Here is a 26,607-nt window from a genome sequence, read left to right as displayed (position 1 = left end):
TAAGTTTTACTCGACTGACTGATTAACTCTTGCCTCGCTAAGCGTTGCTGTCTGCCGTCTCAGTGGGGTCGCATTATAGGGCGCGGCGAATTTTACGCAAGCGTTTTTTAAAGAAAACTTGAAATAAAGTGCTGTTCGGTTATGATTCATACCAAACACCACAAAATCTATACTTAATTTACGTTTTAATAACTCAATCACGCGACATAACATAAAAAAGCCCAGTGAAATTCACCGGGCTTTTTTTGCTAAATTCAATAAACAATTTAGGTTAAGCAATACCGTATTGCTCTCGGTAGGCTTTTACAGATGCTAGGTGCTCATTCATAGTACCTTTGCTTTCAAGATAACTAATAAGATCGGCCAGTTTTACTATCGAAACAACTTTAGTAGCAAAGTCACGTTCTACTTCTTGAATTGCAGAAAGCTCAGCTTTACCTTTTTCTTGACGATCAAGAGCTATTAGTACGCCACTTAAGTCCGCGCCGTTTTGTGCAATGATTTCCATAGACTCACGAATTGCTGTGCCAGCAGTGATCACGTCATCTACTAACATGATTTTGCCTTTTAGCTCAGAGCCGACTAATGTGCCGCCTTCACCGTGTGCTTTCTTCTCTTTACGGTTAAAGCAATAAGGCACATCTTTATTGTGATGATCTGCAAGTGCTACTGCGGTAGTTGTTGCAATTGGAATACCTTTATAAGCAGGACCGAATAAAACATCATATTCAATGCCTGCATCTTCAAGGGCGGCAGCATAAAAACGACCAAGACGTGCAAGGTCACGACCTGTATTAAACAACCCCGCATTAAAGAAGTAAGGGCTAGTACGGCCAGACTTTAAAGTAAACTCACCAAACTTTAACACCTGTTTTTCTAAGGCGAATTCAATAAACTCTATTTGATAATCTTTCATTACTATAAACCTATTACTTATTAAGCTAATGCTTGCTTCTGAACGTCAATGATTTCGCGGATTGAATGCTTCGCAAGAGTGAGTAATTCATCAAGCTCATCAAACGAGAAAGGTTCGCCCTCGGCTGTACCCTGCACTTCAATAATTTTACCTGTTTCGGTCAGAATTACGTTCATATCTGTTTCAGCGTCAGAATCTTCTAAATATTCTAAATCGCTAATAGCTTGGCCTTTATAAATACCTACCGAAATAGCTGCAATCATAAATTTAAGAGGATTTGAATTGATCATACCCTTGCTACGCATATGTGTTAACGCATCGACTAGAGCAACACAAGCACCACTGATTGATGCAGTACGAGTTCCGCCATCAGCTTGAATAACATCACAATCAATAGTAATGGTATTTTCGCCTAACGCTTTTAAATCAACTGCGGCACGAAGTGCGCGTGCAATTAAACGTTGAATTTCCATAGTACGACCGCTTTGCTTGCCACGCGCCGCTTCACGGCCATTTCGGGTATGGGTAGAGCGCGGTAACATACCGTACTCAGCTGTGATCCAGCCTTTACCTTGGCCTTTCATAAAACGCGGTACACCTGATTCAACAGTGGCTGTACAAAGTACTTTTGTGTTACCAAACTCAACCAACACAGAGCCTTCAGCATGCAAAGTGTAATTACGTGTAAATGTAACCGGTCTAATTTGGTTAGGTGTTCTTTCGCTTGGACGCATTCACGATCCCCTTAATTCAGAATTTCCCACATTATATGTATATATAGCTGTAGATGCCATGCTGATTTAAACAAAAGCAAATTGTAAAATTCGCAGCAACAAAAATTTCCGCTAGAGCTTAACCAGTGTTACGGTATAATCACTTTTAATATTGTTTAATAAAACTAGGAAACCATCCATGATCCACAGTATGACTGCTTACGCGCGTCGCGAAATAAAAGGCGATTGGGGCACTGGCACGTGGGAAGTTCGTTCAGTTAACCAACGCTACCTTGAAACCTTTATTCGCGCACCTGAGCAATTTCGTGGCATGGAGCCGGTGATCCGTGAGCGCCTACGTAAACATTTACAACGCGGCAAGGTTGAAGTGTTCTTAAAGTTTGTGGCAAACCCAGCCCATGTTGGTGAACTTTCAATTAATGAGGCGTTGGCTGCACAACTGATCAATAGCGCCAAATGGGTGCAACAACAAAGTAATGGCGATATTAATCCTGTCGACATCTTACGTTGGCCTGGTGTTATGGAAGCTGAAGAGCTAGATATGGATAGCGTTAACACAGCACTCATTGCTGGTTTTGATCAAGTGATTGAAGATTTTAAATCTGCACGTGGTGATGAAGGCGCTAATCTTGAAGAGATGATAGCCACTCGCCTTGATGCTATTTTAGAGCAAGTAGCGATAGTTGAAACTCACATGCCAGAAATTGCCAAATGGCAGCGTGAAAAATTAGCACAAAAATTAGAAGATTTAACTGCAAATATTGACGAAGCTCGCCTTGAGCAAGAGCTCATCTACCTTGCACAAAAACAAGACGTAGCTGAAGAACTAGACCGTTTAAAATCTCATGTCAAAGAAACTAAAAAAATCCTTAAAAAAGGTGGCGCTTGTGGTCGTCGTTTAGATTTCATGATGCAAGAGTTTAACCGCGAAGCGAACACCCTCGCCTCTAAATCAATCAATAGTGATATTACCAATGCAGCGGTTGAGCTTAAAGTGTTGATTGAGCAAATGAGAGAGCAGATCCAGAATATCGAATAGGATAAAAAGTTAGCCTCAGTTTGATTTATTTTTTGGTAATGATTTAGACATTACTTAGGTAATGAATGAGCAGTACAGAATTTACCTTAAACATTAATTAATTCACAGTAGCTAAGCACGTTTAAAAGCAATTTGATATAGGTTGATTATATAAGAAATGACTATATTCATCATAAACTAGTCGCCTTGTTCTATTGAATGCAAAGTGTAAATAAAAGAATATTATGACAAATTTTAAAGAAAAATCTGATCTCATTTGGTCTGTTGCAGATCTACTACGTGGTGACTATCGCCAATCTGATTATGGCAAGGTCATTCTGCCGTTAACCATATTACGTCGTTTAGACTGTGTATTAGCGCCGACTAAACAAAAAGTACTCGATTTTTTACCTAAAGTAGAAAAAAGCTCAGATAAAATTAAAGATGCCACATTAAATAAAGTCGCTGGCGCTAATTTTCACAACCGCAGTCAATTTGATTTTGCTAAAATTATTGCCGATGCAAGTAATATTGCGGCTAATTTACGGCATTATATCAACGGCTATTCTTCTTCTGCTCGTGAAATTATCGAGTACTTTAATTTTAATGATCAAATTGAAAGAATGGACGACCCTAAGGCTGACATTCTTTATGAAGTGGTAAAAAAGTTTTCAGAAATAGACTTATCTGATATGACCAGCATGGATATGGGCTATGTTTTTGAAGACCTTATTCGTCGCTTTGCGGAACAATCTAATGAAACCGCAGGAGAGCATTTTACCCCAAGAGAAGTCATCAAGTTGATGGTGAACTTGTTAATTAATGATGATGACCACTCACTCACTCAAGATGGCATTGTAAAAACTCTTTATGACCCAGCCTGTGGAACTGGCGGCATGTTATCTATTGGTGAACAGCACTTTAATCAATTAACTAAAGACAACACAAAACTGGAAGTTTTTGGCCAAGAAATTAATCCTGAATCATATGCTATTTGTAAATCAGACATGCTGATAAAAGGACAAAATCCTAGCAATGTTAAATTTGGTAATAGCTTTACTGTTGATGGTTTAAAAGACGAAAAATTTGACTATATGATCTCCAACCCACCTTTTGGTGTTGATTGGAAAAAAGCACAAAAAATCATAAAAGCTGAACATGAAGACCAAGGTTATGCCGGTCGTTTTGGTGCCGGTTTACCGCGTATTAACGACGGTTCATTATTATTTTTGCAACACATGCTCGCAAAAATGAAAACACCTACCTTTAAAACAGATAAATCATCGGGTAGCCGTATTGCTATTGTTTTTAATGGCTCACCACTTTTTACCGGCCAAGCGGGTAATGGGGAAAGTAATATACGTCAATGGATTATAGAAAACGATTGGCTGGAAGCCATTGTCGCTTTACCTGATCAATTATTTTATAACACCGGCATTTCTACTTATATCTGGATCATTAATAATCATAAAAGTGCTGAACGTAAAGGACATATCCAACTGGTTAATGCCTCAGGGCAAAAAGATGAAAATCTTATGGCTGAAGGAAAAAGAACAGACAATCGTTTTTGGTCAAAAATGCCACGTTCTTTAGGTAATAAACGAAAACAAATTATTGAAGATGATGCAACTAAAGGTATTGATTTAATCTGTAAAATGTACGGTGACTATTTGCAAAGTTCACTAACAGAATTACCAGAAAATGAGTTTGTTAAAATACTACCTAACGAGTTTTTTGGTTATTGGCGTATTACTGTCGAGCAGCCAGAAAAAGATGAACAGGGCAATTTTGTTTTGAGCAGTAAACTTGAAACACAATATGATGAAAAAGGTGATCCGATAGTCGACGAAAAAGGCCAAGCGGTACGTAAAAGAGTAAAAGGTTATAAACCAGATACTAACTTACGTGACTATGAAAACATTCCATTTTTACGTGAAAACGAACATGGCAAGCTAGTACCGCAAACCATTGACGAGTACTTTCAGCGAGAAGTGTTACCGCACTTACCTAACGCGTGGGTAGACGAAAGTAAAACTAAAATGGGTTATGAGATTAATTTCACCAAATACTTTTATGAATTTAAGCCATTACGTTCACTAGCTGATATTAAAGCCGATATTTTAGCGTTAGAAAAAAGTAGTTTTGCATTAGAACAAAAGGTGCTCGACTAATGTTTGATAACCCACAAAATATTATTATTTACAATACTGATGATGGTAAGGCGAATGTTGCACTGTATGCAAAAGACGGCATGGTATGGATGAGTCAAAACCAGCTAGCTGAACTTTTTAGCACCTCTAAGCAAAATATCAGCAACCATATATCTAACATATTGAATGAAAAGGAATTAGTTGAAAGTTCAGTTGTAAAGGATTACTTGACAACTGCCGCCGATGGTAAAAAATATCAAGTAACTCATTACTCATTAGAAATGATATTAGCCATTGGTTTTAGAGTGCGCAGTAAACGTGGTACGCAATTTAGGATATGGGCAAATCACAACCTGAAAGAATATATGGTTAAAGGGTTTGTTATGGATGATCAGCGATTAAAAAATCCTGATGGTCGGCCTGATTATTTTGACGAATTACTCGCGCGTATTCGAGATGTTCGTGCTTCCGAAAAACGTTTTTACCAAAAAGTACGTGATTTATTTGCCTTAAGTAGCGATTACGACACCAGCGACAAAGCAACGCAAATGTTTTTTGCCGACACGCAAAACAAATTACTATATGCCGTAACGCAACATACTGCAGCAGAGCTTATTGTCGAGCGTGCTGATGCCACCAAAGCGAATATGGCATTAACATCATGGAAAGGTAAGGTTGTACGTAAGCAAGACATTTATACTGCCAAAAACTACCTATCCGCTGATGAAATAGACACACTCAACCGACTTGTGGTGATTTTTCTTGAAACCGCAGAGCTACGCGTAAAAAATCGCAACGATATTACCATGAGTTTTTGGCAACAAAACGTCGATAAAATCCTCGAATTTAATGACCAACCGTTATTAAGCAAAAGTGCTAACCCTAGAGGTGTTATTAGCCATGCGGCAATGGAAGCTAAAACCCGTGAAATATATCAACTGTTTGATCAACAACGTAAGCAAGACGCTATAGAACAAGCCGATGACGAAGACTTACAAGCATTAAGTCAGCTTGAACAGCAAGTTAAGCAAGGCGGTCACTGATGCAACGTTATGATAACTATAAAAACAGTGGTATTGAATGGTTGGGTGAAATTCCAGATAGTTGGATTGTAAAAAGGCTCAAAAGGTTTGCCCGTATCTGTAATGGTAAAGATCACAAAGGTGTCTGGGATGTAAACGGTAAATACCCAATTATAGGCTCTGGTGGCTTTTTTGGGAAAGCATCTGAGTTTTTATATGATAAACCGTCAGTGCTATTGGGACGAAAAGGCACTATTGATAAACCATTATTTATTGAAGAACCATTTTGGAGTGTTGATACAGCTTACTACACTGATATTTTTGATAATACAGATAAACGTTTTTTTTATTACTTATGTATGACAATTAATTTTGAATTATATAAATATGGCTCTGCTGTCCCAAGCATGAATCAAGAAGTTTTAAGCCAAATACCTTTTTGTTCACCACCTCAAGGCGAACAGACTGCAATAGCAAACTACCTTGACCGAAAAACGGCTGAAATAGACAAGCTAATCAAACAAAAACAACAATTAATCACTCTTTATCAAGAAGAAAAAGCAGCATTAATCAATCAAGCGGTGACTAAAGGGCTTAATTCCAATGTCAAAATGAAAGATAGTGGGATTGAATGGCTAGGTGAAATTCCTGATAGCTGGAAAATCAAACGATTAAGATACGCTGGTAATTGTAAAAATGGGGTGAGTGCAGGCGCAGAGTTCTTTGGGTCAGGTCACCCATTTGTTAATTATACCGATGTGTATAAAAGCAATATTTTGCCACATAAAGTTGCTGGATTAGCACTTTCAACAGAATCTGACCGAAAGCTTTACTCTATAGAGTATGGCGATGTTTTATTTACTCGTACGTCAGAAACCGTTGAAGAAATAGGATTAGCGTCAACTTGTTTGAAAACAATTAAAGATTCGATTTTTGCTGGTTTTTTAATTCGATTTAGGCCTTCTCCGGAATTACTCAATCCAGAGTTTTCAAAATATTACTTTAGCTGTAGCTTACATCGTCGATTTTTTGTTAAAGAAATGAATTTAGTGACAAGAGCATCTTTGAGTCAGGAATTATTAAAAAGAATGCCTGTAGTTATTCCAACAAGTTTAGAACAACGTGAAATTGCGGACTTCTTAGATAAAAGCACATTGGAAATAGAATTTAAGATCACCAAAACCAAACGAATTATTGAACTACAACAAGAATACCGTACCGCGTTAATTTCGGAAGCGGTCACTGGGAAATTTAAAGTGCCAGAACTAGTGGAAAAGGAGTTTAGCTAATGACTTTATGTGCGGCATGGATACGACAAGTGAACAATACGGAAGAACTTGTTTTTGCAACTGATAGTACCTTAACTGGCGGTGAAAAGTGGGATCATGGTGTCAAGCTTTTTGAATTGCCTAGAAAAGATTGCTTACTTTGCTTTGCTGGCAGTACTGAACGTGCATATCCACTTATTTTAAACTTAATTTCATCTATCACTTTTGATACTCGTTTAGCTTCTCCGTCAACAAGTCTTTCTGAAGTTATTGGGTATATTTCTGATCTGTTTTCCACATTAGTAACCACTGTGATTAACGAAGTACAAGGTAGTGGGGAGTCAATTCATGAACTTAGAGGAAGTGCTAAATTTCTTTTCGGTGGCTGGGATTGGCAACAAGGTGTATTTAGAGTTTGGGAGCTTTTTTACTCTGGGGATACAGAAGGCTTTTTGTTTACTGAGATCACGGATGATGATTCGAAAACAAGATTTTATACTTTTATTGGTGATGCTAAAGAACATAATTTTGATGGGACAATTAAAAAACGATTTCAGCAACTTCTATTAGATGAAGATAAATTAGACGCAAAATTAGATATGGAGCCTTTAAAGTTATTACGTGATGTAGCTCTAGATGCTTCAATTAGAGAGGTTGGAGGTAGTTTACAAATAGCTAAGGTATATAAATCTAGTCACACTGAATTTTTTGGTATTCCTTGGCCTTCAAGTACCTCAGCCCCTTATTTTCAAGGAAGAAAATATAATGAAACAACAAAACCAGAGGTTCGTTATTTAAATCCTGATACTTTTGAAGTTATGGCTATGGATTTACCAAATACATTAACTTTTGATGATGAAAACCATTATGGTTCTCATATTGATTTCATGCGAAACAGTTACCCAGAAGGTAACCTAAAGGAAAGCTTATCAGATCATGACAAGTTAAGGATAAAAGCTGTACTGAAAGATGTCGCTTACAGCCAGTTTTTAGCTCAGCAAGTATCAACAGAGGGGGATGATTTATGAGCATCACTTCTGAACAAACATTTGAAACTGCCATTATTGAAAATTTAGTTGAACATGGTGGCTATACCGAAGGTAATGCCGGCGACTACAGTACTGAATTGGGTATGTTTAAAGCGCAAGTCTTAACGTTTTTACAAAACACTCAACCCCAGCAATGGCAAAAGCTGAGTGAAATTCACGGCGAAAATGTTGAAAACCGTATCATTCAGCGTTTATACAAAGAAATGGATTTGCGTGGCGCATTAGATGTTATTCGTAACGGTTTTGTTGATTATGGTGTGCGTTTTAAAATGGCATACTTCAAACCTGAGTCGTCACTAAATCCTGATACTATCGCCTTATATCAGCAGAATGAGTTAAGAGTTGTTCGTCAAGTTTATTATAGCAAAAAAAATAAAAACTCAGTCGATTTGGTATTAACGCTAAATGGTTTGCCTGTCGCTACCTTTGAGTTGAAAAATCGCTTTACTGGTCAAAATACTTCCCATGCAATGAAGCAATACGCAGAAACACGTGATCATCGAGAATTATTATTTTCCTTTAAAAAACGCGTACTAGTGCATTTTGCTGTTGATGACAGTGAAGTGTATATGGCCACTAAAATTGATGGTAACAATACTTATTGGTTACCTTTTAATAAAGGCTATAACAACGGCGCCGGTAACCCTATTAAAGAAAATGGTTATCGTACCGAGTATTTATGGCAGGAGGTGCTAGCTAAAGAGAGTTGGTTAGAAATTATTGGCCGTTTTATTCATTTACAAGTGGATGAATACCAATTTGAAGGGCGATTACGTAGTAAAGAAAAGTTAATTTTCCCTCGTTATCATCAGCTCGATGCTGTCCGTAAAATTGCCGATGATGTTAAAGCGCATGGAGCAGGAAAAAATTACTTAATTCAGCATTCGGCTGGTTCAGGTAAAAGTAATTCGATTGCTTGGTTGTCGTATCGTTTGTCAGGCCTACATAATGACGACAATGAACGCATATTCGATAGCGTTATTGTAGTGACTGACCGACGAGTATTAGACTCTCAATTACAAAATACTATTTATCAGTTTGAGCATAAGTCAGGCATTGTTCAGCGTATTGATAAAGACTCTCAGCAATTGGCAGATGCTATTTTAAATAACGCCAATATTATTATTACAACGCTCCAGAAGTTTCCTTTTGTTGTTGATAAAGTTGAAAGTATTGCGAATAGACGCTTTGCTGTAGTGATTGACGAGGCACACAGCTCGCAAGGTGGTGAAGCCAGTAAAAAAATGAAAGCAGTTTTAGGGAATAACTCAATTGAGCAACCCGACAACCATTCAGACGAAATTAAAGAACCTTATCCCAAATACAATGAAGACGATAACGAATGGGTTGGCTCTGAAGAATTATTAAAAAGTTATATTGAACGTTCTGCTAATGCCCGTGGTAAGCAAGCTAATATGTCGTTTTTTGCTTTTACAGCAACACCAAAATATAAAACATTATCAGTATTTGGTTGTAAAGATAACGAAGGGAAACCCAAACCATTTCATTTATACGCTATGCGTCAGGCAATTGAAGAAGGCTTTATTCTCGATGTATTAAATAATTACACCACCTACAAATTGTATTACCAGTTATCCAAAGCAATTGTCGATGATCCTAAAATTAATAAGAAAAAGGCGGCACAAGCAATTGGTCGTTTTGTTTCATTGCACCCTCATAACCTAGCTCAAAAAACTGAAATAATTATTGAACACTTTCGACAAGTGGTCGCTAAAAAAATAGGTGGTACAGCAAAAGCAATGGTAGTAACCGGCTCAAGGCTACATGCCAAGCGTTATTTTGAAGAGTTTAAGCGCTACATTGAGGAAAAAGGATATCAAGATAACCTAAAAGTATTAGTCGCTTTTTCAGGAAAAGTTATTGACGACAATTTTCCTGATGGTGTTACTGAAACTCAGCTTACCGGTGTTGGTGAAAGAGAATTACCAAGAGTATTTAATACCGATGAATATAAGATATTGATTGTTGCTGATAAATATCAAACAGGATTTGATCAGCCACTATTACATACTTTATATATTGATAAAGTATTGTCAGGTGTTAAAGCGGTACAAACATTGTCGCGACTAAATAGAACAGCAGTTGGTAAAGATGATACATTTATACTAGATTTTGTTAATGATAGGGAAACTATTCTTGATTCTTTTCAACCTTATTATGAACATATAAGATCTGCGGAAGAACCTGATCCCAATCATTTATTTGACTTAAAGGCGCAATTAGATCAACAGCAAATTTATTTAACATCAGAAGTGGATGCCTTTTCAAAATTTTATTTTAATTCAACAACTAAAATGACCACTCAAGCACAAGCTAAGTTGTATCATTATATCGACCCCGCTGTAGATCGCTTTAAAGCCATAGATAACAAAGAACAACAAGAAGGGTTTAAAAAGAGCTTACGAACATGGACGAACTTATATGCTTTTTTAGCGCAGATAATGCCGTTTCAAGAGCTAGAGTTTGAAAAATTTTATGCTTATGCCAAATTACTATTGAGTAAATTACCTAAGAGAGACCTAGCCGAAAGCGTTAAATTAAGTGATGAATTAGCACTAGAGTATTATCGATTACAAAAAATTAAAGAAGGCGCAATAGAGCTTAGTATTAATCAAAATGGGGAGTTAGAAGGGTTAAGTGAAGCTGGAATAAAACGAGATAAAGATGACGAAGGTTTGCTTTCGGAAATTATTGATGTTCTGAATAATCGTTTTGGTACAGATTTTCATGATGCAGACAAACTGTTTTTTGATCAAATAGAAGCTGAGTTGATAGGTGACCAGCAATTAAAAGCTCAAGCTAAAGCAAACCCGCTAGATACGTTTAAATACGCTTTCGAGGAGAGTTTCCTTGATAAGCTAATTGGCCGTATGGAAGATAACCAAGAAATATTTGAGAAGATTCTTGAAGACCCCTCTTTTGGAGGGTTAGTTAAAGATATGATTATGAAAAGTGTTTATTCGCAGCTAAAGAAAATAAATTGAAATTTACTTTATAATTCAATTGCTTTTGTTATTTTACGCTCAGAATATTGAATAATATTATTTGAACTTTTGCGGCTCACTTGAGCGCAGTTAGTTAAATAAAGTACAATATGAGTATTAAAGGCTTGAGTTACTTGTAACTCAAGCCTATTTATTTTTAGTAGAGAACAAAGTCATGACGCAAACTCGCGGAAACTTATTTATTTTATCGGCACCATCTGGTGCGGGTAAATCCAGCTTAATCAATGCATTGTTAACTAAGTATAATGATATGAAAGTATCTGTATCGCATACTACTCGCTCGCCTCGTCCGGGCGAAGCAAATGGCGTGCATTACCACTTTGTAAATGTTGATGAATTCAAATCATTAATTGAAAAGAATGATTTTTTTGAATGGGCGCAAGTGTTCGATAATTACTACGGTACATCAAAGCAAGCAATTGAAGAGCAGCTTGCAGCAGGTATTGATGTATTTTTAGATATTGATTGGCAAGGTGCACGTCAAGTTCGTGATCTGGTCGCTGATGTTGAAACCATTTTTATCCTACCACCGTCAAAATTTGAGCTTGAAGCGCGCTTAAATAATCGCGGCCAAGATTCACAAGAAATCATTGCTGGTCGCATGGCAAAAGCACAATCTGAAACGTCTCATTACAATGAATATGACTATGTCGTGGTTAACGATGATTTTGCAACTGCGCTGAAGGAAATTGAGACGATCGTATTGGCAAAACGCTTATCGCTACAAAGCCAAGCTATTCGCCATCAAGATTTACTCGTAGACTTACTGCGTTAAATCCTAATTTGGGTTCAGTAAGTATTTTATTTGTTTAAATTAACCACAAGCTATTGGCGAATCTGACTCGGTGCAGTAAACTACGTCTTTGCTTAAAAATTTATTTGGAGTGCTAAGATGGCTCGCGTAACTGTTGAAGATGCAGTAGATGCAATTGGTAATCGTTTTGATTTAATTTTAGTTGCGGCCCGTCGTGCCCGTCAAATCGCGGTCGGTGGTAAAAAGCCACTGGTTGATCCTGAAAACGATAAACCAACGGTTGTTGCTTTACGTGAAATTGAACTTGGTTTAGTAGATAGCTCATCAATGGATCTTATTGATCGTGAAGAGCAACAACATCAAGAGGCGGCTGAAATGGCTGCAGTTGCAGCTATTGTAGGCGGCAACCAATAATCTGACTTCCTTGTCTGATTTAGCCAACGGTATAGTATTTCTATTCTAGCCGTTGGCAATCCCTTCTTTTCATCGTATATTCTTAACATACCGTTACCTATTTGCTTCACGAGAACATTGGAGTGTGAATGTATCTTTTTGAAGGTCTAAAAAAGAAAATATCAGAATACTTACCTGCTGCTGATGTAGAGCTGGTACAAAAAGCCTATGTGGTAGCCCGAGAGGCCCATGAGGGTCAAACTCGCTCAAGTGGCGAACCTTACATTACTCACCCTGTTGAAGTAAGCCAAATTCTGGCTGGTATGCATTTAGATCACGAAACGTTAATGGCTGCATTAATGCATGATGTGATTGAAGACACCGACTTTAGCCAACAAGATTTAGCCGAAATTTTTGGCGAGACAGTCGCAGAATTAGTTGAGGGCGTAAGCAAACTTGATAAGCTCAGCTTTAAAGATAAAAAAGAATTCCAAGCTGAAAACTATCGAAAAATGATTATGGCAATGACACAAGATATTCGTGTTATTTTAATCAAACTTGCTGATCGTACTCATAATATGCGCACTCTTGGAGCATTACGTCCTGACAAACGTCGACGTATTGCCCGCGAAACGTTAGAGATTTATGCGCCGATTGCTAATCGTTTAGGTATTCACGATATTAAAAATGAGTTAGAGGATTTAGGTTTTCAAGCCCTCTACCCGATGCGTCATCGCGCTTTAAAGTCAGAAGTTGCCAAAGCGCGCGGCAATCGCAAAGAAGTCATTTCAAATATCCAAACCGAGATAACAGCACGCCTTGAAGAAGCTGGCATTACAGCCACTGTTTCTGGGCGCGAAAAACATTTATATAGTATTTATAAAAAAATGCTTAATAAAGAGTTACTGTTTAATGAAGTCATGGATATCTACGCATTTAGAATTGCAGTTGATTCAATGGATATCTGCTATCGGGTACTTGGCGTTGCCCATAATTTATATAAACCAATCGAAACTCGCTTTAAAGATTATATAGCAGTACCTAAAACTAATGGTTATCAATCGTTGCATACCTCATTAGTTGGTCCTCATGGGATCCCTGTTGAGATCCAGATCCGTACTCACGATATGGATCACATGGCAGATAAAGGAGTTGCTGCTCATTGGATGTATAAAAAATCCGGTGATAACGCAGGCCACACTGCACAACAACGGGCACGTCAGTGGATGCAAAGTTTGTTGGAATTACAACAAAGCGCAGGCTCATCATTTGAATTTGTTGAAAACGTTAAAACAGAGCTATTCCCAGAAGAAATTTACGTGTTCACTCCTGATGGTCGCATAGTCGAGTTACCTATGGGTGCAACCGCCGTTGATTTTGCATACGCGGTCCATACCGATGTTGGTAATACCTGTGTGGGTGCACGCGTTAACCGTAAACCTCATCCGTTAAGTAAAGCATTAGATACGGGTCAAACAGTTGAAGTGATTACCAGCTCAGGTGCGCACCCTAACGCAACGTGGTTAAACTTTATTGTTACCGGTAAAGCACGTTTAGGAATTCGCAATTACCTGAGGAGCCAACATCATGAAGAAGCTTTATTACTTGGCCGTCGCTTACTCGACTCTGCTTTAGGTGAAACGAAGTTCGATGATCTGCCTGACGAAAATATTAGTCGCGTTTTAGCAGAACATGAACTCAATACTGTATTAGAGCTATTAGTTGAAATTGGCTGCGGTAATTTAATGAGCATGCTGATCGCACGCCGCTTACTGCAAAATGACAATGATGATTTAGGCGATATGACTAAAAATGCTAAAGCGACCATTATTGGTACTGAAGGCATGCTAGTTAACTATTCTAAATGTTGTCGACCTGTGCCTGGGGATGCTATCACCGCACATATAAGCCAAGGTAAAGGCATCACGGTTCACCGCCAAGAATGTAAAAATATTCGCGGCTGGGAAAATGAGCGCTCAAAATACTTGGTTGTGAAATGGGATGATAATCCAGAAAAAGAATATATTGCAGCACTGCGTGTGGAAATTATAAACCACCAAGGTGCGCTTGCAAAATTAACCAATGTAATTGCTACAACTCAAGCAAACATAATAGAAATAGCCACAGATGAAAAAGAAAGTAATTTATACGTGATAGATTTAGGGATCACCGTGAAAAACCGTGTCCATGTTGCTAATATCATGCGCCGCATTCGCGTAATGCCTGATGTGCAAAAAGTCTATCGTAAAAAATAATATAGGAAAATCATGAATAAAGCATTTATTTCTACGGATCTAGCACCTGCTGCCATCGGCACTTATAGCCAAGCAGTAAAAGTTGGTACAGCAGTTTACTTATCGGGTCAAATTCCATTAGTTCCCGCAACGATGGAAGTGATCTCTGAAGATTTCGCAGAACAAACACATCAAGTATTTAAAAATATTAGTGCGGTATGTGAAGAAGCCGGTGGCAACATCCAAGACTTGGTAAAAGTTAATATCTATTTAACTGATCTATCTAACTTTGCGACGGTAAATGAAGTAATGAGCCAATACTTCAAAGCACCTTATCCTGCCCGAGCAGCAATTGGCGTGCGCGCATTACCAAAAAACGTGCAAGTTGAAATTGACGGTATTATGGAATTGCCTTCAACAAATTAAGCTTACAGCAATACACCTAAGTATTTATACTTAGGTGTATTAACTCATCAGTCCCCTTTTCCTCGATCTTCTTGACAGTTATTCAAATCTCTAGCACTCTATCTTTATATAATTATAAAAACCTTTAACTTAAGTGTTGTAAAAGGATGATCCGTGTTTAAGCTTGCTCATAACGGTAATGTACTACTCGATGTTATAGAACATTCGCCGCCTAGTGCCGCTTTTGTTATTGAGGCTCTAGAAAAATCAACATTCTGTGAATGTCGCATAGACTATGATGCTATCAATGCTTTTTTTAAAGAGCCTAGTAGCGAACGTAGTTTAGTGGTTGCCAGTAAGCATGACGCCACACTAACTGTTACACTCAGTGATGATAAAATGTTAGCAACAGGCGAACTCACACTCGCACAAGGTGGCAAAGTTTTGGCCCTTGATCAAGCGAAACAGCAGCTGATCAAAGCTGGGGTTGCTCGGGGCTACAAACAAGCATTTTTAGAGCAGCTGCTACAAAAACAATTTGAATTACCCGCTGGCACTACCGTTAAAGGTATCCTCGCTAAAGGTCGCTTACCAGAAGACGGCAAATCATCAAAATTACTCCCTCAAGTATTAACTTTAAAAGAGCGTTTGCATACCCCGAAGCTGCGCGAAGATGGCACTGTCGATATGCGCGACTTTGGCAAGTTAGCAAGTGTTGAACCCGGTACATTATTAGTTCGACAGCAACCCGCAACCCCTGGTAAAGAAGGTTTTACCGTAAAAGGCGATGTCCTTCCGGCAAAAGCAGGAGAAAGTAGCCCGCTAGTTGCTGGTGAGGGCAGTGAAATATCAAAAACTAATCCTCTTGAATTAATCTCAAGTATTGCGGGCGTACCAGTCGAAATTCAAAATGGTATGCGCGTTGATGATATTTTTACGATTGGCGATGTCACAGTTAAAAGCGGCCATATAAACTTTGATGGCAGCATTATTGTCACTCATAATATAGAGCCTGGCATGAAAGTAACCGCGAAAGGCGATATAACTGTGATGGGCACGGTTGAATCCGGAGAGCTGACAGCGCAAGGTAATATCACCATTAAACAAGGTGTGATTGGCCACCAGCTAGATGATAAAACGCTTTCGTGCAAAATTATTTGTAACGGTGATATTCATTTATCTCACTCCCAATATAGCTACCTTGAAGGTAATAATATTTTTATTGAGCGCCAAGCTAGCCACTGCGCAATGAAAGCGACTAAGCTTTTACAGATAGGCCAAGCAGACAATCCACAAGGGAAGTTATTTGGTGGCGAGATCCTGGATGCCGGAATGATTATCGCTGGTGAAATTGGTAATGAATCTGGCGCTAAAATGCTCATAAACATGGTTGCCTCAGGAAAGTCTGTTACTACTGAAACCGATGAATGCCTTAAAGAATTAGCTAAAACCGATGAGCAATTAGACACCCTGCAAGCAACGCTAGAAAAGGCCGATTTAGTAAAAGATTTAGATAAGAAAAAACTATTGCTCGCTAAAATTGGAGCTACTCAGCAACATTATTGCCAACAAGCAGAGCAGCTAGAAAAACGCCTAACAACGCTAGAACAAAGTCTATATGAACTACTTGATAATGCTAATTTAGCGGTCAATAAAAAATTGCATTCTGGGGTAGAAATCCACATTTTCGATAAAGTATTAAGAACAAATCGCAGCTATCCTCCTTGTAACGTAAAACTGCAAGAAGGAAAAATAGAGATTGAATTTAAAACCAGTTGATCGCAAGCAGATAGAGACTAACAGCAGATAGTCTCTATTGTCTCGTCTACGTTATAAAATACCAGCCACTTGTTGTTTTAACTCCTCCGGCCATACACTTACTTGTACTTGACCGATGTGAGGTTTTTGTAATAACAACATCGCCAATCGAGATTGACCAATGCCACCACCAATTGTCTGTGGTAATTGTTTAGCTAGTAGTTGCTTATGCCAATCAAATTCTAAACGAGCTTGGTCACCGGTAATTGCAAGCTGTGCAACTAATGCTTCTGGTGATACGCGAATACCCATTGATGAAATTTCAAAAGCATCTTCAAGCACAGGGTTCCACAGTAAAATATCACCATTTAAGCCACTGTATTGCTCGCAGGTCTGAGTCGACCAATCATCGTAGTCAGGTGCGCGTACATCATGAATCTTACCATCGGCTAATGCCCCACCAATGCCTATCAAAAACACCGCACCATATTCTTGTGTAATCGCTTTTTCGCGCTGCTTGGCGGTAAAATCAGGGTACATTTGACGTAACTGTTCACTGTGTACAAAAGTAATATCAGCGGGTAAAAATGGTGATATACCAAATTCATCAGCAACAAATTGCTCGGTTGCTTTTAAGCCTTTATACAAGGCTTGTACTGTTTCTTTTAACTTATCAAGAGAGCGCTCAGAACTGGCACAAATTACTTTCTCCCAATCCCACTGATCAACATAAACAGAATGGATGGGGCTTAATGACTCTTCATCCGGGCGCAACGCTTTCATATGTGTGTATAAACCTTCACCAATTGCAAAGCCGTGCTCAGCTAGTGTTTTTCGCTTCCATTTTGCCAAAGAGTGAACCACTTCAAATTGACTCGCTGGAATAGTTTTAACTTTTACCGCAACCGCATTTTCAGTGCCACTTAGGTTATCTTGGATACCATCGCCTACTTTAGCCAGAATAGGCGCTTGTACTTCAATTAACCCTAGCTGTTGTTCTAGCTGGTGTGAAAAATACTGTTTAACTTTACTAATTTGCAGCTGTTGCTGGACAAAGTGTGAACTCATAATAATTGGCCTCATTCCCAGTTATTGTTACTTGTATAAATGCATGATTGCACTATGAGCAACCATGTCGTTAAAGCAATCCTCAATCATTTTGCACTTTAATTCAATAACCAATAACAAAAACACCTTTACCATATTAATTTGATTAATTTAGTGGTATAAAAAATGATGATTCAATAATTTAAAGATGATATTTATATGGAAAATTATCAAATCGATAATCTTGATAAACAGATCCTCCACGCATTAATGGATAATGCTCGCACAGCCTATGCAGAATTAGCCAAACGGTTCGCCGTTAGCGCAGGTACAATTCATGTACGGATTGAAAAAATGAAACAAGCGGGGATCATTACAGGCACCCAAGTTAGCGTCAATGCCAAGCAGTTAGGCTACGATGTGTGTTGTTTTATTGGCATCAACCTCAATAATGCTCGAGACTACCCACAAACCTTATTGCATCTAAAGGAACTCGAAGAAGTCGTTGAGGCTTATTACACAACCGGTAACTACAGTATTTTTATTAAGGTAATGACCCGTTCAATTGATCATTTACAAGATGTATTGATCAATAAGATTCAAGCTATCGAAGCTATTCAGTCAACCGAAACGCTAATATCACTGCAAAACCCAATTAGCCGCTCAGTAATGCCTTAAGACGGTAATTCCCGTATAATAGCGGCAATTTTATGAGTTCAGACAAGGCTAAAAATGGAAAACACCCGCTATCATCGCATTAAACACGTACTAGATCGTCGTCAAACCGATTTAACCGTGTGCTTAGAAGATGTGCACAAACACCATAACTTGTCTGCAATTGTTCGCAGCGCTGATGCTGTGGGTTGCCATAATGTTCATGCAGTATGGCCACAAAACCAAAAATGGCTCACCAATAATACCTCTGGGGGCAGTAAAAATTGGATCGCAACTCACTTACATAAAGATATCGACAGCGCTGTGGCTATGATGCGCCAGCATAATCCGCAAGTACAAATACTCGCTACTAACTTATGCCCTGATGCTGTTGACTACCGTGAGATTGATTATACTCTGCCAACAGCCATTATTGTCGGCCAAGAAAAAACCGGGATCTCTCCACAAGCACTTGCCCACGCAGATAAAAACATTATTATTCCAATGCAAGGTATGGCGCAGTCTCTGAATGTGTCTGTGGCCGCTGCACTGATATTATTTGAAGCACAAAACCAACGCCTGCAAGCTGGCTTATATGAGCGCACCATGCTGGATGAGAGCATAAAACATAAGATGCTATTTGAAGGTTGCCACCCAATCATTGCACAAAAATGCAAAGAAAAATCGCAACCCTATCCAGCCCTCGATGAAAATGGTGAAATCATCGCTGATGATGAGTTTTGGCACAAATTAAAACATGCTTGATGACAGGCCTGTTCGCACGTAAACTAAAAAGTATCTAAAAATGAAAGATTTGAGCGTATTGTGTCAAAGCCAACTTTAAGCCGCTACCCAATCACTGACCTCAAAGGCGTTGGTCCAAAGATGGCCGAGCGGCTAAAAAAACTCGGCATTAGCACAGTGCAAGATATGCTCTTTCATCTACCGCTTCGATATGAAGACCGCACCCGTATTTATGCTATCAGTGATTTAGCTATGCATAGTCATGTCAGTATTGAAGCCACCATAGAAACCAGCCAAATTACCTTTGGTAAACGTAAAATGCTCGTGTGCCAAGTTAACGATGGTACTGGACGACTCACCCTGCGATTTTTTAATTTTACTGCAGCACAAAAGAATACCTTAAGTAGCGGTAAGGTGATCCGCTGTTTTGGCGAGGTACGACGTGGCAGAGTCGGTTATGAAATGACTCATCCTGAATACAGCCTCAGCGATACACCGAGCGAACAACCAACAGCAACCACACTAACGCCTGTTTACTCGACAACGGAAGGGTTAAAACAACTGTCGATCCGTGCATTAAGTGATCAGGCGATTGCATTACTTGAAAAATATCAGGTAGAAGAGTTATTGCCAGTGCAATTCCAACACGCTGGTATGGATTTAACTCAAGCACTGCTACTTTTACATCGCCCCGCTAATGATGTAGATATCACCGCATTAGAGCAAGGCCTTCACCCGGCTCAACAACGTTTAGTGTTTGAAGAGTTACTGGCGCAAAATTTGAGCTTATTAAAATTACGTCAACAAGGACAGCAAGTAAAAGCAGTTGCTCTGAACCCTATTAATCATCTGGAGCATGATTTTTTAGCGCAGCTCCCCTTTGCTCCAACCAACGCGCAAAACAAAGTCGTCGCTGAAATAAAAAACGATTTGCAGTCTCCTTATCCAATGATGCGCTTAGTACAAGGCGATGTTGGCTCAGGTAAAACCCTAGTTGCGGCACTGAGCGCCTTAACAGCTATCGCACAGGGCTATCAGGTGGCATTAATGGCACCCACCGAAATTCTGTCAGAACAACATGGCATTACTTTCGAAAATTGGTTTACGGCTTTAGGTATAACTACAGCATGGCTCGGTGGTAAAACCAAAGGAAAAGAACGCAGCGCAACGCTTGAAAAAATAGCATCAGGTGAAGCGCAAATGATTGTTGGGACTCATGCGTTATTTCAAGAACAAGTAACATTTAATAATCTAGTGCTTATTATTATTGACGAACAACACCGCTTTGGCGTCCACCAGCGCTTATCGCTACGAGAAAAAGGCCGTTTTGGTGATTGCTATCCCCATCAACTGGTTATGACAGCAACACCGATCCCACGTACTTTGGCGATGACAGCTTATGCCGATTTAGAAACGTCCGTGATTGATGAGTTGCCACCAGGACGTACCCCAATTAAAACCATTGCACTACCTGATACGCGTCGTGATGAAATTATTGCTCGGGTAAAGACAGCCTGTACCGAGCAAGGTCGTCAAGTATATTGGGTATGCACCTTAATTGATGAATCGGAAGCATTGCAATGCCAAGCAGCAGAAGATAGCGCACTGCAATTAACTCATGCACTGCCAGAGTTAACTATAGGATTAGTTCATGGCCGTATGAAAGCAGCAGAAAAGCAAGCTATTATGAGCGAGTTCAAAGCTGGAAAGATTCATATATTAGTGGCGACAACGGTCATTGAAGTCGGTGTAGATGTGCCGAATGCCAGTTTGATCATCATTGAAAATCCTGAACGGCTTGGCCTTGCACAATTACATCAGTTACGTGGTCGAGTTGGTCGTGGTGCAATCGCATCCCATTGTGTGCTTTTATACCACGCACCGCTGTCTCATACTGCACAAAAACGTTTGGCTGTTCTAAGAGATAGCAATGATGGTTTTGTAATTGCTGAACGTGATTTGGAAATTCGTGGTCCAGGTGAAGTGCTCGGCACAAAACAAACAGGTTTAGCGGAATTTAAAATTGCTGACTTAACCAGAGATAAGCACACACTCAACTTAGTCAGACCTATCGCACTACAAATGCTCCGCCAGTATCCTGAACAAGTAGAACAACTAATCAATCGCTGGCTTGCGGGTAAATCAGTGTATGCACAAGCTTAATAGTAAAAAGCCTTACTGTAATAAGTAACGCTTTTTCAACAGTCTAAAGACTAAAACTTGTATTCCATGCCAACACCTAAGTAATCTTGATCAACATTGCTGTCCATATCAAAATTAGTGTAGAAGGCAAATAACTTGGTGTTTTTGCTCAAGGAGTGATCAACACCTGCAGAGATGGCAGACTTTTTATCACCCGCATCAAAATCCATTACTTGGTATTGAACTTTAAATGTATTGCTATCAAGAGTGTAAGCCGCATTAACTAAATAACCATCGGCATCACCGCTACCATTCACTTTTTCTTGGCTTTGGTACATTGCACCTAATTTAAAATCAGCTACCTTCCCTTGCACGGTAGCGCGTACAACATCATAACCATTAACTTCACTGTCGGCAGCAACTGATGCATAAACATTGCTTTTCTTCAGTCCAGCATCGCCATAAGTAAGTGCTAATGAATAACCGCTATCGCCATCACTGTCTTTTTCTGCAACGTAAGTTGCAAGCACTTTAAAGCCACTTAAATCCTTTGATGAATAAGTAACTGTATCACTAAGACGGTTTTCACCTTTAAATAAATTTTTGATATCACCTTCAAGGTTATCAAATAAATCCAACTTTCCTTGTGATTGCTTTAAAGCAGTATCATTACGGCCAATCACTAGTTGACCAAATCCACCTTTTAAACCAACGTATTGATTACGTGATGTAACCGTGTCTTTTGAATCATCAGAAACATTAACTTGAAATTCGAACTTATAAATAGCTTCTAAGCCATCACTGATGTTTTCAGAACCTTTAAAACCGATTCGCGATGCATTGCTTTTAATTTCGCTGAATGACCCTTCACCGTCATCCGAAGATTGCACAGAGACATTTGCTTTACCATACACATCAACATCAGCAAATGCAGAAAAAGATAAACCACTTAACACAGCTAGTAATAGGCTCGACTTTGCAAATTTCATATTATTTCCTCAATAAACGCAACAGACTAATTTTTAATTCGCTGCATTTTGCCTGCGGTAAATGACAGAAATATTACAACAGAAATATTTTTGACTCATATTATTCATAAAAAGGAACAACAAAAGACATCAAATCAACACAAAACTGTCATATATAGCTTACTTAGCACTAAATTCACTGCTTATTGTTGGTGTTAATTCCAGTAATAAATTAACCAACGTCTCAAGCAAGGGTTTTTGTTCATTATCTCTGTGATAAGCGACAAAAATATCCCGAGAAGTATGTTCCACATCAGACACTCGATGTAGCTCCCCTTTATCTATATGGCTTTTCGCTAAAACTTCAGGAATAAATGCACTACCTCCACATTGTAGTATCAAATCTAATGCAATGCGTCCTGTGCTGGTACGAAAATATGGTGGAGTGTGGCCAGTAAATTGCCGTGCATGCCAAAGTGAGAAGGTAGTTCCCCAGTCAACATAGACATATTGATTATCAAAAAAGTTATCATTAGCAGCTCCTTCAAATGCACTGATAGGTATAATTGGCAAGGTGCAAATACGCTCAACTACTAATTCATCCACTTTTGGTGGATCAAATAAAATCGCTAGATCTAAGGTGCGCTCTAATAATAACCTTGTACTTTCTTGCTGTGCTTTAACTTCAGCCACCAGCGATACCCCTGGCATTGCAGAAACAATATTAGTGATACCAAACTGTAAAAAAGCATCCCAAATATTGGGCGTCCCTGCTAAACTTACTTGCTTATGCATATTATCAGCAAGAGCAACATCGACTTTAGCTCGTTGCATACCAGTAATAATCATTTGCGCATGGGGTAATAAGCGCTCCCCTGGTGCAGTCAATTGGATGTTATTACGTTGGCGGATAAATAAATTAACCCCTAGTCCTTGTTCTAATTGACGAATTCGAAAACTCACCGCAGACTGCGTAATGTAAAGGTTTTCAGCCGCTTTACCAAAGTGACGAGTACGTACCACTTCGACAAAGGTTTTCAATAAATCTATATCCAATTATTTATCCTCACGATAAAAATTTTTTGTTTAATAAATTGCGCAACTTGATCCATACTCCAGCTTGAAAATAGGGTATGAGGAAACAGCCATGAGCAATGATATTTCACTACTTCGCCAAGCATTTGTAAGCCAACGTCAGTTTTATGATGATCAAAACTTTCCGCGCGGATTCGGCCGCAGCGGTAATTTTACCTTACTAGAAGCCAGTATCCTTGAACAACACGGTGTTGTTCTAAAAGGGTTATATAATAAAACCCTTGAACCACAAAATGAAATCCAAGAACAATTTTTTGCCGTTGTCTCTGGTAATCAAGAACCAACCAACGCAATTGAACGTGCGTGGATTAAATACCTAAAGCTAACGACGTGTAAAGCAAAGTTTCATACTCTGTTTGGGCGTTCTAAAATTTCAAGTCCTGCACCACAAAATCCAGACTACTATTCGGAGTCTGATAGTTTATAAAAGTAATGGTGTTATTTGCTTTTTCGTGTTTTAACAGTTACAACTTGTATAACTGAACAAACTTGGCCATGCCAAAAACAAGGTGTTACGTGACACGAAAAATACTCATCATTGAAGATACGCCAACTATAGCGCGAGTGCAAAAGCACATTGCAATTAAAGTTGGCTATGATGCAGATATAGCCTGTTCCTTAGCGCAAGCAAAAGAGTTAATTAGTAAAAATAACTATTTTTGCGCTGTAGTAGACTTTATTCTACCTGACGCACCACAAGGCGAGGCTGTACCCTGCACTATTGAAGCTCAAATTCCTACTATAGTAATGACCGGCAATATAGATGCAAAGACCCGTGATACCGTCGAAAAATATCCAATAATTGATTACATCACTAAAGAGAACAAGCAAGCCTACCATTATTTAGAAAAGCAACTACAGCGCTTACCTCGCAACGAAAACGTTAAAGTCTTAGTCGTCGATGACTCACCATCAGCACGACTACATATATGCAGCTTGCTTAAACGTCATAAATATCAAATATTACAAGCCTGTGATGGCATTGAAGCACTTGCAGTGCTCGAACAAACACCTGATATAGCAGTTATAATTGCAGATAACGAAATGCCTAACATGAATGGTGATGAGTTATGTGGTGAAATTCGTCGCTTATACAGTAATGATGAAAAAGCAATAATCGGTATTTCCGGCTCAAATGCAGCGCATCTTTCGGCGCGTTTTTTGAAAAATGGCGCAAACGACTATTTACGTAAACCATTTAATAACGAGGAATTTTATTGCCGTTTGAGCCAGAACGTTGACATGCTGGAACAAATTGCCACCATTCGCTTACAAGCGAACACTGACTATTTAACTAAACTACCTAATCGTCGCTACTTCTTTGAAGAGACCACAAAATCATTAAAACAACTGCAGAAAAAAGAGTTAATTCCCTCTTTGGCGATGCTCGATATTGACCATTTCAAAGCAATCAATGATACCTATGGCCACGATGCTGGTGATGAAGTACTAAAAGGACTTTCAATTTGTTTTGCAAAATACTTTACAAAAGACTTAGCGGCTCGTTTAGGCGGTGAAGAGTTTGCTGTGTATTTTAATGACACAAATAAAGATGAAATATTAAAACGTCTGGATAATTTTCGTCACTTTGTTGAGCTCAATAGCCCTGAATTTAGCAAAGAAAAAATTCAATTTACGCTCTCTATTGGTTACGCACACGGGCCTGTTTATCAAATTGATGAATTATTAAAACAGGCCGATATTAAGCTTTATGAAGCCAAAGAAACTGGCCGCAATAAAGTCATTGCTTAAACAGGCTTAGTGGGTGCAGGGATATTTTCACGTTTACGCTTTTGTGATTGTCGATAGGAATCCCAACTAAAGATAGCCAGCGCACTCCAAATACAAGCAAATGTTACTATTCGTTCAGGACTAAATACTTCACCATAAAATACCACCGCCAACACAAACATTAAACTTGGCCCAATATATTGGAAAAACCCTAAGGTAGCATACTGCAATCGCTTGGCAGCACCTGTAAAGCAAAGTAGTGGCAGTGTGGTAATAACGCCTGCACTGATCAACAATACATTAGTATGCCAATCATTCGCTACGAAATCAGAGCTATTCGATGGCGCCATTAACCACCAATATACTAAAGCAACTGGCAATAATATTAATGCCTCTAGTAGTAACCCCGGCAATGATTCGATAGGTAACTTTTTACGAAGTAAGCCATACACCGCAAATGACCCTGCTAATGAAAGTGCGACCACCGGAAATGAGCCAAAACTAATAACTTGGATCACCACACCAAATAACGCCAGAGCAACCGCTAGCGCTTGCCATTTGCGTAGTTTTTCACTTAAAAAAAGCATACCTAGCAGTACGTTTAATAACGGATTGATATAATAACCAAGACTTGCATCAAGCATATGATCATTATTAACCGCCCAAATAAATAGCCCCCAGTTAAAGCCAAGTAAGGTGGCCGTAATAACCAGCATAGCAATGAGTTTAGGGTGTTTAAGTACATGCTGTACTTTATGCCATTGCTTCATTACTGCAACAATGATGACGATGAATAATACCGACCAAACCACACGATGCATCAGTATTTCAAAAGCTGATATATGCTGTAGTAATTTAAAATAAATAGGTGCTAAGCCCCACATAAAAAAAGCCATACAGGCTAAGATAACACCTTTACGCTGTTCAGGATTAGTTGGCATAGATTGTTTCTGATGTAGTTTAATGGCGGCTAGTTTACCTGCCAGCTACGCTTTATCCAACTAAATAAGTTGCCGTACCAAAAGCTATTTGAATGCCTTGTTCATTATGGAGCTCCATCCGGCATACACATACTTTATTACCGGAGCGAATTAGCTTAGCACTAGCGGTAAATTCAAGCCCTTTGCCTGGACGCAAGTAATCAGTGCGCAAATCGATGGTGCCGAGTGTCGCTAGCTTGGTTTGAATACTAACTATATTAAGCTCAGTGAGCTTTTCTATCATCGCCGCCGCCGCTAGCATCCCCCCCACATTATCAAGCACCGCAGAGATCACCCCACCGTGGAGAATTTTTTGAGCAGGATTACCAATAAAGACATCCTGCCAAGGAAAGCTTATTTGCGCTTGTTCCGCATCTAGTGATTTAACTTTTATTTGTAAAAACTGGTTAAACGGCATTTGCTCTACAAAAACTTTAGCAACTTGGTCAATTAATTGGGCTTTATTCATTATTATTATCTGCAAACTTTATAACTGGTAAGATGAGTAAAGCACAACTA

23 protein-coding genes are annotated in these 26,607 nt (G+C 39.0%); 16 read left to right on the top strand and 7 right to left on the bottom strand.

The features are described 5' to 3' along the window. Nucleotides 1-271: 271 nt before the first annotated feature. Both pyrE and rph read right to left on the bottom strand, forming a co-directional pair. The gene (gene pyrE / locus FW757_RS15970; protein WP_182718103.1) at nt 272-916 is read right to left on the bottom strand and encodes an orotate phosphoribosyltransferase; all 645 of its coding nucleotides are present in this window, start codon (nt 914-916) and stop codon (nt 272-274) included. Between the two features lie 20 nt (nt 917-936). Continuing rightward, nucleotides 937-1,650, bottom strand: coding sequence for a ribonuclease PH (gene rph, locus FW757_RS15965; RefSeq protein WP_145237114.1), 714 nt, complete (start codon nt 1,648-1,650; stop codon nt 937-939). Between the two features lie 178 nt (nt 1,651-1,828). Between rph and FW757_RS15960 the strand changes: the two genes are divergently transcribed. The 11 genes from FW757_RS15960 to FW757_RS15910 all read left to right on the top strand — a co-directional run bounded on the left by FW757_RS15960 (nt 1,829) and on the right by FW757_RS15910 (nt 16,748). Beyond that, nucleotides 1,829-2,689: a YicC/YloC family endoribonuclease gene (locus FW757_RS15960; protein ID WP_145237110.1), complete on the top strand. Its 861-nt coding sequence runs from the start codon at nt 1,829-1,831 to the stop codon at nt 2,687-2,689. Between the two features lie 224 nt (nt 2,690-2,913). Then, complete coding sequence (locus FW757_RS15955; protein ID WP_446441429.1) at nt 2,914-4,839, top strand: type I restriction-modification system subunit M; 1,926 nt, start codon at nt 2,914-2,916, stop codon at nt 4,837-4,839. Beyond that, entirely contained in the window at nt 4,839-5,861 is a 1,023-nt protein-coding gene (locus FW757_RS15950; RefSeq protein ID WP_446441428.1) for a virulence RhuM family protein, read from the top strand. The genes FW757_RS15955 and FW757_RS15950 overlap by 1 nt, the downstream gene beginning before the upstream one ends. After that, nucleotides 5,861-7,129, top strand: coding sequence for a restriction endonuclease subunit S (locus FW757_RS15945; protein WP_446441427.1), 1,269 nt, complete (start codon nt 5,861-5,863; stop codon nt 7,127-7,129). The genes FW757_RS15950 and FW757_RS15945 overlap by 1 nt, the downstream gene beginning before the upstream one ends. After that, a complete protein-coding gene (locus FW757_RS15940; RefSeq protein WP_446441426.1) occupies nt 7,129-8,136 on the top strand; it encodes a hypothetical protein in 1,008 nt (335 codons plus the stop codon). Before FW757_RS15945 ends, FW757_RS15940 begins: the two co-directional genes overlap by 1 nt. Beyond that, nucleotides 8,133-11,162 carry a type I restriction endonuclease subunit R gene (locus FW757_RS15935; protein WP_446441425.1) on the top strand — a complete coding sequence of 1,010 codons (3,030 nt, stop codon included), beginning with the start codon at nt 8,133-8,135 and terminating at the stop codon, nt 11,160-11,162. The genes FW757_RS15940 and FW757_RS15935 overlap by 4 nt, the downstream gene beginning before the upstream one ends. Nucleotides 11,163-11,337: 175 nt before the next feature. After that, nucleotides 11,338-11,958 carry a guanylate kinase gene (gene gmk / locus FW757_RS15930; protein ID WP_182797699.1) on the top strand — a complete coding sequence of 207 codons (621 nt, stop codon included), beginning with the start codon at nt 11,338-11,340 and terminating at the stop codon, nt 11,956-11,958. 117 nt (nt 11,959-12,075) lie between these two features. Continuing rightward, nucleotides 12,076-12,351, top strand: coding sequence for a DNA-directed RNA polymerase subunit omega (gene rpoZ / locus FW757_RS15925; protein WP_064667923.1), 276 nt, complete (start codon nt 12,076-12,078; stop codon nt 12,349-12,351). A gap of 128 nt (nt 12,352-12,479) precedes the next feature. Then, nucleotides 12,480-14,585 carry a bifunctional GTP diphosphokinase/guanosine-3',5'-bis pyrophosphate 3'-pyrophosphohydrolase gene (spoT, locus tag FW757_RS15920; protein ID WP_182797700.1) on the top strand — a complete coding sequence of 702 codons (2,106 nt, stop codon included), beginning with the start codon at nt 12,480-12,482 and terminating at the stop codon, nt 14,583-14,585. Nucleotides 14,586-14,597: 12 nt separating this feature from the next. Continuing rightward, nucleotides 14,598-14,990: a RidA family protein gene (locus FW757_RS15915; protein ID WP_145237101.1), complete on the top strand. Its 393-nt coding sequence runs from the start codon at nt 14,598-14,600 to the stop codon at nt 14,988-14,990. Between the two features lie 153 nt (nt 14,991-15,143). After that, nucleotides 15,144-16,748: a DUF342 domain-containing protein gene (locus FW757_RS15910; RefSeq protein ID WP_149980653.1), complete on the top strand. Its 1,605-nt coding sequence runs from the start codon at nt 15,144-15,146 to the stop codon at nt 16,746-16,748. Nucleotides 16,749-16,799: 51 nt separating this feature from the next. Here the strand turns inward: FW757_RS15910 and asnA are convergent, their stop codons facing one another. Further along, a complete protein-coding gene (asnA, locus tag FW757_RS15905; RefSeq protein WP_145237095.1) occupies nt 16,800-17,795 on the bottom strand; it encodes an aspartate--ammonia ligase in 996 nt (331 codons plus the stop codon). Between the two features lie 198 nt (nt 17,796-17,993). Here asnA and asnC point away from each other — a divergent pair, with 198 nt between their 5' ends. From asnC to recG, 3 genes are read left to right on the top strand one after another with little or no spacing between them, the layout of a single operon-like run. Next, entirely contained in the window at nt 17,994-18,452 is a 459-nt protein-coding gene (gene asnC, locus FW757_RS15900; RefSeq protein ID WP_145237092.1) for a transcriptional regulator AsnC, read from the top strand. A gap of 54 nt (nt 18,453-18,506) precedes the next feature. Then, a complete protein-coding gene (gene trmH, locus FW757_RS15895; protein WP_145237089.1) occupies nt 18,507-19,193 on the top strand; it encodes a tRNA (guanosine(18)-2'-O)-methyltransferase TrmH in 687 nt (228 codons plus the stop codon). A 60-nt stretch (nt 19,194-19,253) separates the two neighbouring features. Further along, nucleotides 19,254-21,335, top strand: coding sequence for an ATP-dependent DNA helicase RecG (gene recG / locus FW757_RS15890; protein WP_145237086.1), 2,082 nt, complete (start codon nt 19,254-19,256; stop codon nt 21,333-21,335). 50 nt (nt 21,336-21,385) lie between these two features. Here the strand turns inward: recG and FW757_RS15885 are convergent, their stop codons facing one another. Together FW757_RS15885 and FW757_RS15880 are read right to left on the bottom strand one after the other, a co-directional pair. Then, nucleotides 21,386-22,303 carry a porin gene (locus tag FW757_RS15885; RefSeq protein WP_446441424.1) on the bottom strand — a complete coding sequence of 306 codons (918 nt, stop codon included), beginning with the start codon at nt 22,301-22,303 and terminating at the stop codon, nt 21,386-21,388. Nucleotides 22,304-22,462: 159 nt separating this feature from the next. After that, a complete protein-coding gene (locus FW757_RS15880; RefSeq protein WP_145237078.1) occupies nt 22,463-23,338 on the bottom strand; it encodes a LysR family transcriptional regulator in 876 nt (291 codons plus the stop codon). Nucleotides 23,339-23,429: 91 nt separating this feature from the next. On the opposite strand from FW757_RS15880, the gene FW757_RS15875 reads away from it, so the two are divergent. Both FW757_RS15875 and FW757_RS15870 read left to right on the top strand, forming a co-directional pair. Then, nucleotides 23,430-23,804 (top strand): DUF413 domain-containing protein, encoded by a 375-nt coding sequence (locus FW757_RS15875; protein ID WP_145237075.1) that lies wholly within the window; start codon nt 23,430-23,432, stop codon nt 23,802-23,804. Between the two features lie 89 nt (nt 23,805-23,893). Beyond that, nucleotides 23,894-25,129 carry a response regulator gene (locus FW757_RS15870; protein ID WP_182718079.1) on the top strand — a complete coding sequence of 412 codons (1,236 nt, stop codon included), beginning with the start codon at nt 23,894-23,896 and terminating at the stop codon, nt 25,127-25,129. Here FW757_RS15870 and rarD read toward each other — a convergent pair. Next, complete coding sequence (rarD, locus tag FW757_RS15865; protein ID WP_446441423.1) at nt 25,126-26,049, bottom strand: EamA family transporter RarD; 924 nt, start codon at nt 26,047-26,049, stop codon at nt 25,126-25,128. The genes FW757_RS15870 and rarD overlap by 4 nt on opposite strands. Before the next feature lie 52 nt (nt 26,050-26,101). Next, nucleotides 26,102-26,557 carry a thioesterase family protein gene (locus FW757_RS15860; RefSeq protein WP_446441422.1) on the bottom strand — a complete coding sequence of 152 codons (456 nt, stop codon included), beginning with the start codon at nt 26,555-26,557 and terminating at the stop codon, nt 26,102-26,104. Nucleotides 26,558-26,607 lie beyond the last annotated feature (50 nt).

It is taken from the genome of Pseudoalteromonas sp. 1181_04, assembly GCF_052850545.1.
This window is presented reverse-complemented; position numbering and strand designations above follow the sequence as displayed.

Excerpts from the sequence above, each read along its gene's own strand:
- pyrE (WP_182718103.1), bottom strand. The coding sequence starts at position 916 with ATGAAAGATTATCAAATAGAGTTTATTGAATTCGCCTTAGAAAAACAG.
- rph (WP_145237114.1), bottom strand. The coding sequence starts at position 1,650 with ATGCGTCCAAGCGAAAGAACACCTAACCAAATTAGACCGGTTACATTT.
- FW757_RS15960 (WP_145237110.1), top strand. The coding sequence starts at position 1,829 with ATGATCCACAGTATGACTGCTTACGCGCGTCGCGAAATAAAAGGCGAT.
- FW757_RS15955 (WP_446441429.1), top strand. The coding sequence starts at position 2,914 with ATGACAAATTTTAAAGAAAAATCTGATCTCATTTGGTCTGTTGCAGAT.
- FW757_RS15950 (WP_446441428.1), top strand. The coding sequence starts at position 4,839 with ATGTTTGATAACCCACAAAATATTATTATTTACAATACTGATGATGGT.
- FW757_RS15945 (WP_446441427.1), top strand. The coding sequence starts at position 5,861 with ATGCAACGTTATGATAACTATAAAAACAGTGGTATTGAATGGTTGGGT.
- FW757_RS15940 (WP_446441426.1), top strand. The coding sequence starts at position 7,129 with ATGACTTTATGTGCGGCATGGATACGACAAGTGAACAATACGGAAGAA.
- FW757_RS15935 (WP_446441425.1), top strand. The coding sequence starts at position 8,133 with ATGAGCATCACTTCTGAACAAACATTTGAAACTGCCATTATTGAAAAT.
- gmk (WP_182797699.1), top strand. The coding sequence starts at position 11,338 with ATGACGCAAACTCGCGGAAACTTATTTATTTTATCGGCACCATCTGGT.
- rpoZ (WP_064667923.1), top strand. The coding sequence starts at position 12,076 with ATGGCTCGCGTAACTGTTGAAGATGCAGTAGATGCAATTGGTAATCGT.
- spoT (WP_182797700.1), top strand. The coding sequence starts at position 12,480 with ATGTATCTTTTTGAAGGTCTAAAAAAGAAAATATCAGAATACTTACCT.
- FW757_RS15915 (WP_145237101.1), top strand. The coding sequence starts at position 14,598 with ATGAATAAAGCATTTATTTCTACGGATCTAGCACCTGCTGCCATCGGC.
- asnA (WP_145237095.1), bottom strand. The coding sequence starts at position 17,795 with ATGAGTTCACACTTTGTCCAGCAACAGCTGCAAATTAGTAAAGTTAAA.
- asnC (WP_145237092.1), top strand. The coding sequence starts at position 17,994 with ATGGAAAATTATCAAATCGATAATCTTGATAAACAGATCCTCCACGCA.
- trmH (WP_145237089.1), top strand. The coding sequence starts at position 18,507 with ATGGAAAACACCCGCTATCATCGCATTAAACACGTACTAGATCGTCGT.
- FW757_RS15885 (WP_446441424.1), bottom strand. The coding sequence starts at position 22,303 with ATGAAATTTGCAAAGTCGAGCCTATTACTAGCTGTGTTAAGTGGTTTA.
- FW757_RS15875 (WP_145237075.1), top strand. The coding sequence starts at position 23,430 with ATGAGCAATGATATTTCACTACTTCGCCAAGCATTTGTAAGCCAACGT.
- rarD (WP_446441423.1), bottom strand. The coding sequence starts at position 26,049 with ATGCCAACTAATCCTGAACAGCGTAAAGGTGTTATCTTAGCCTGTATG.
- FW757_RS15860 (WP_446441422.1), bottom strand. The coding sequence starts at position 26,557 with ATGAATAAAGCCCAATTAATTGACCAAGTTGCTAAAGTTTTTGTAGAG.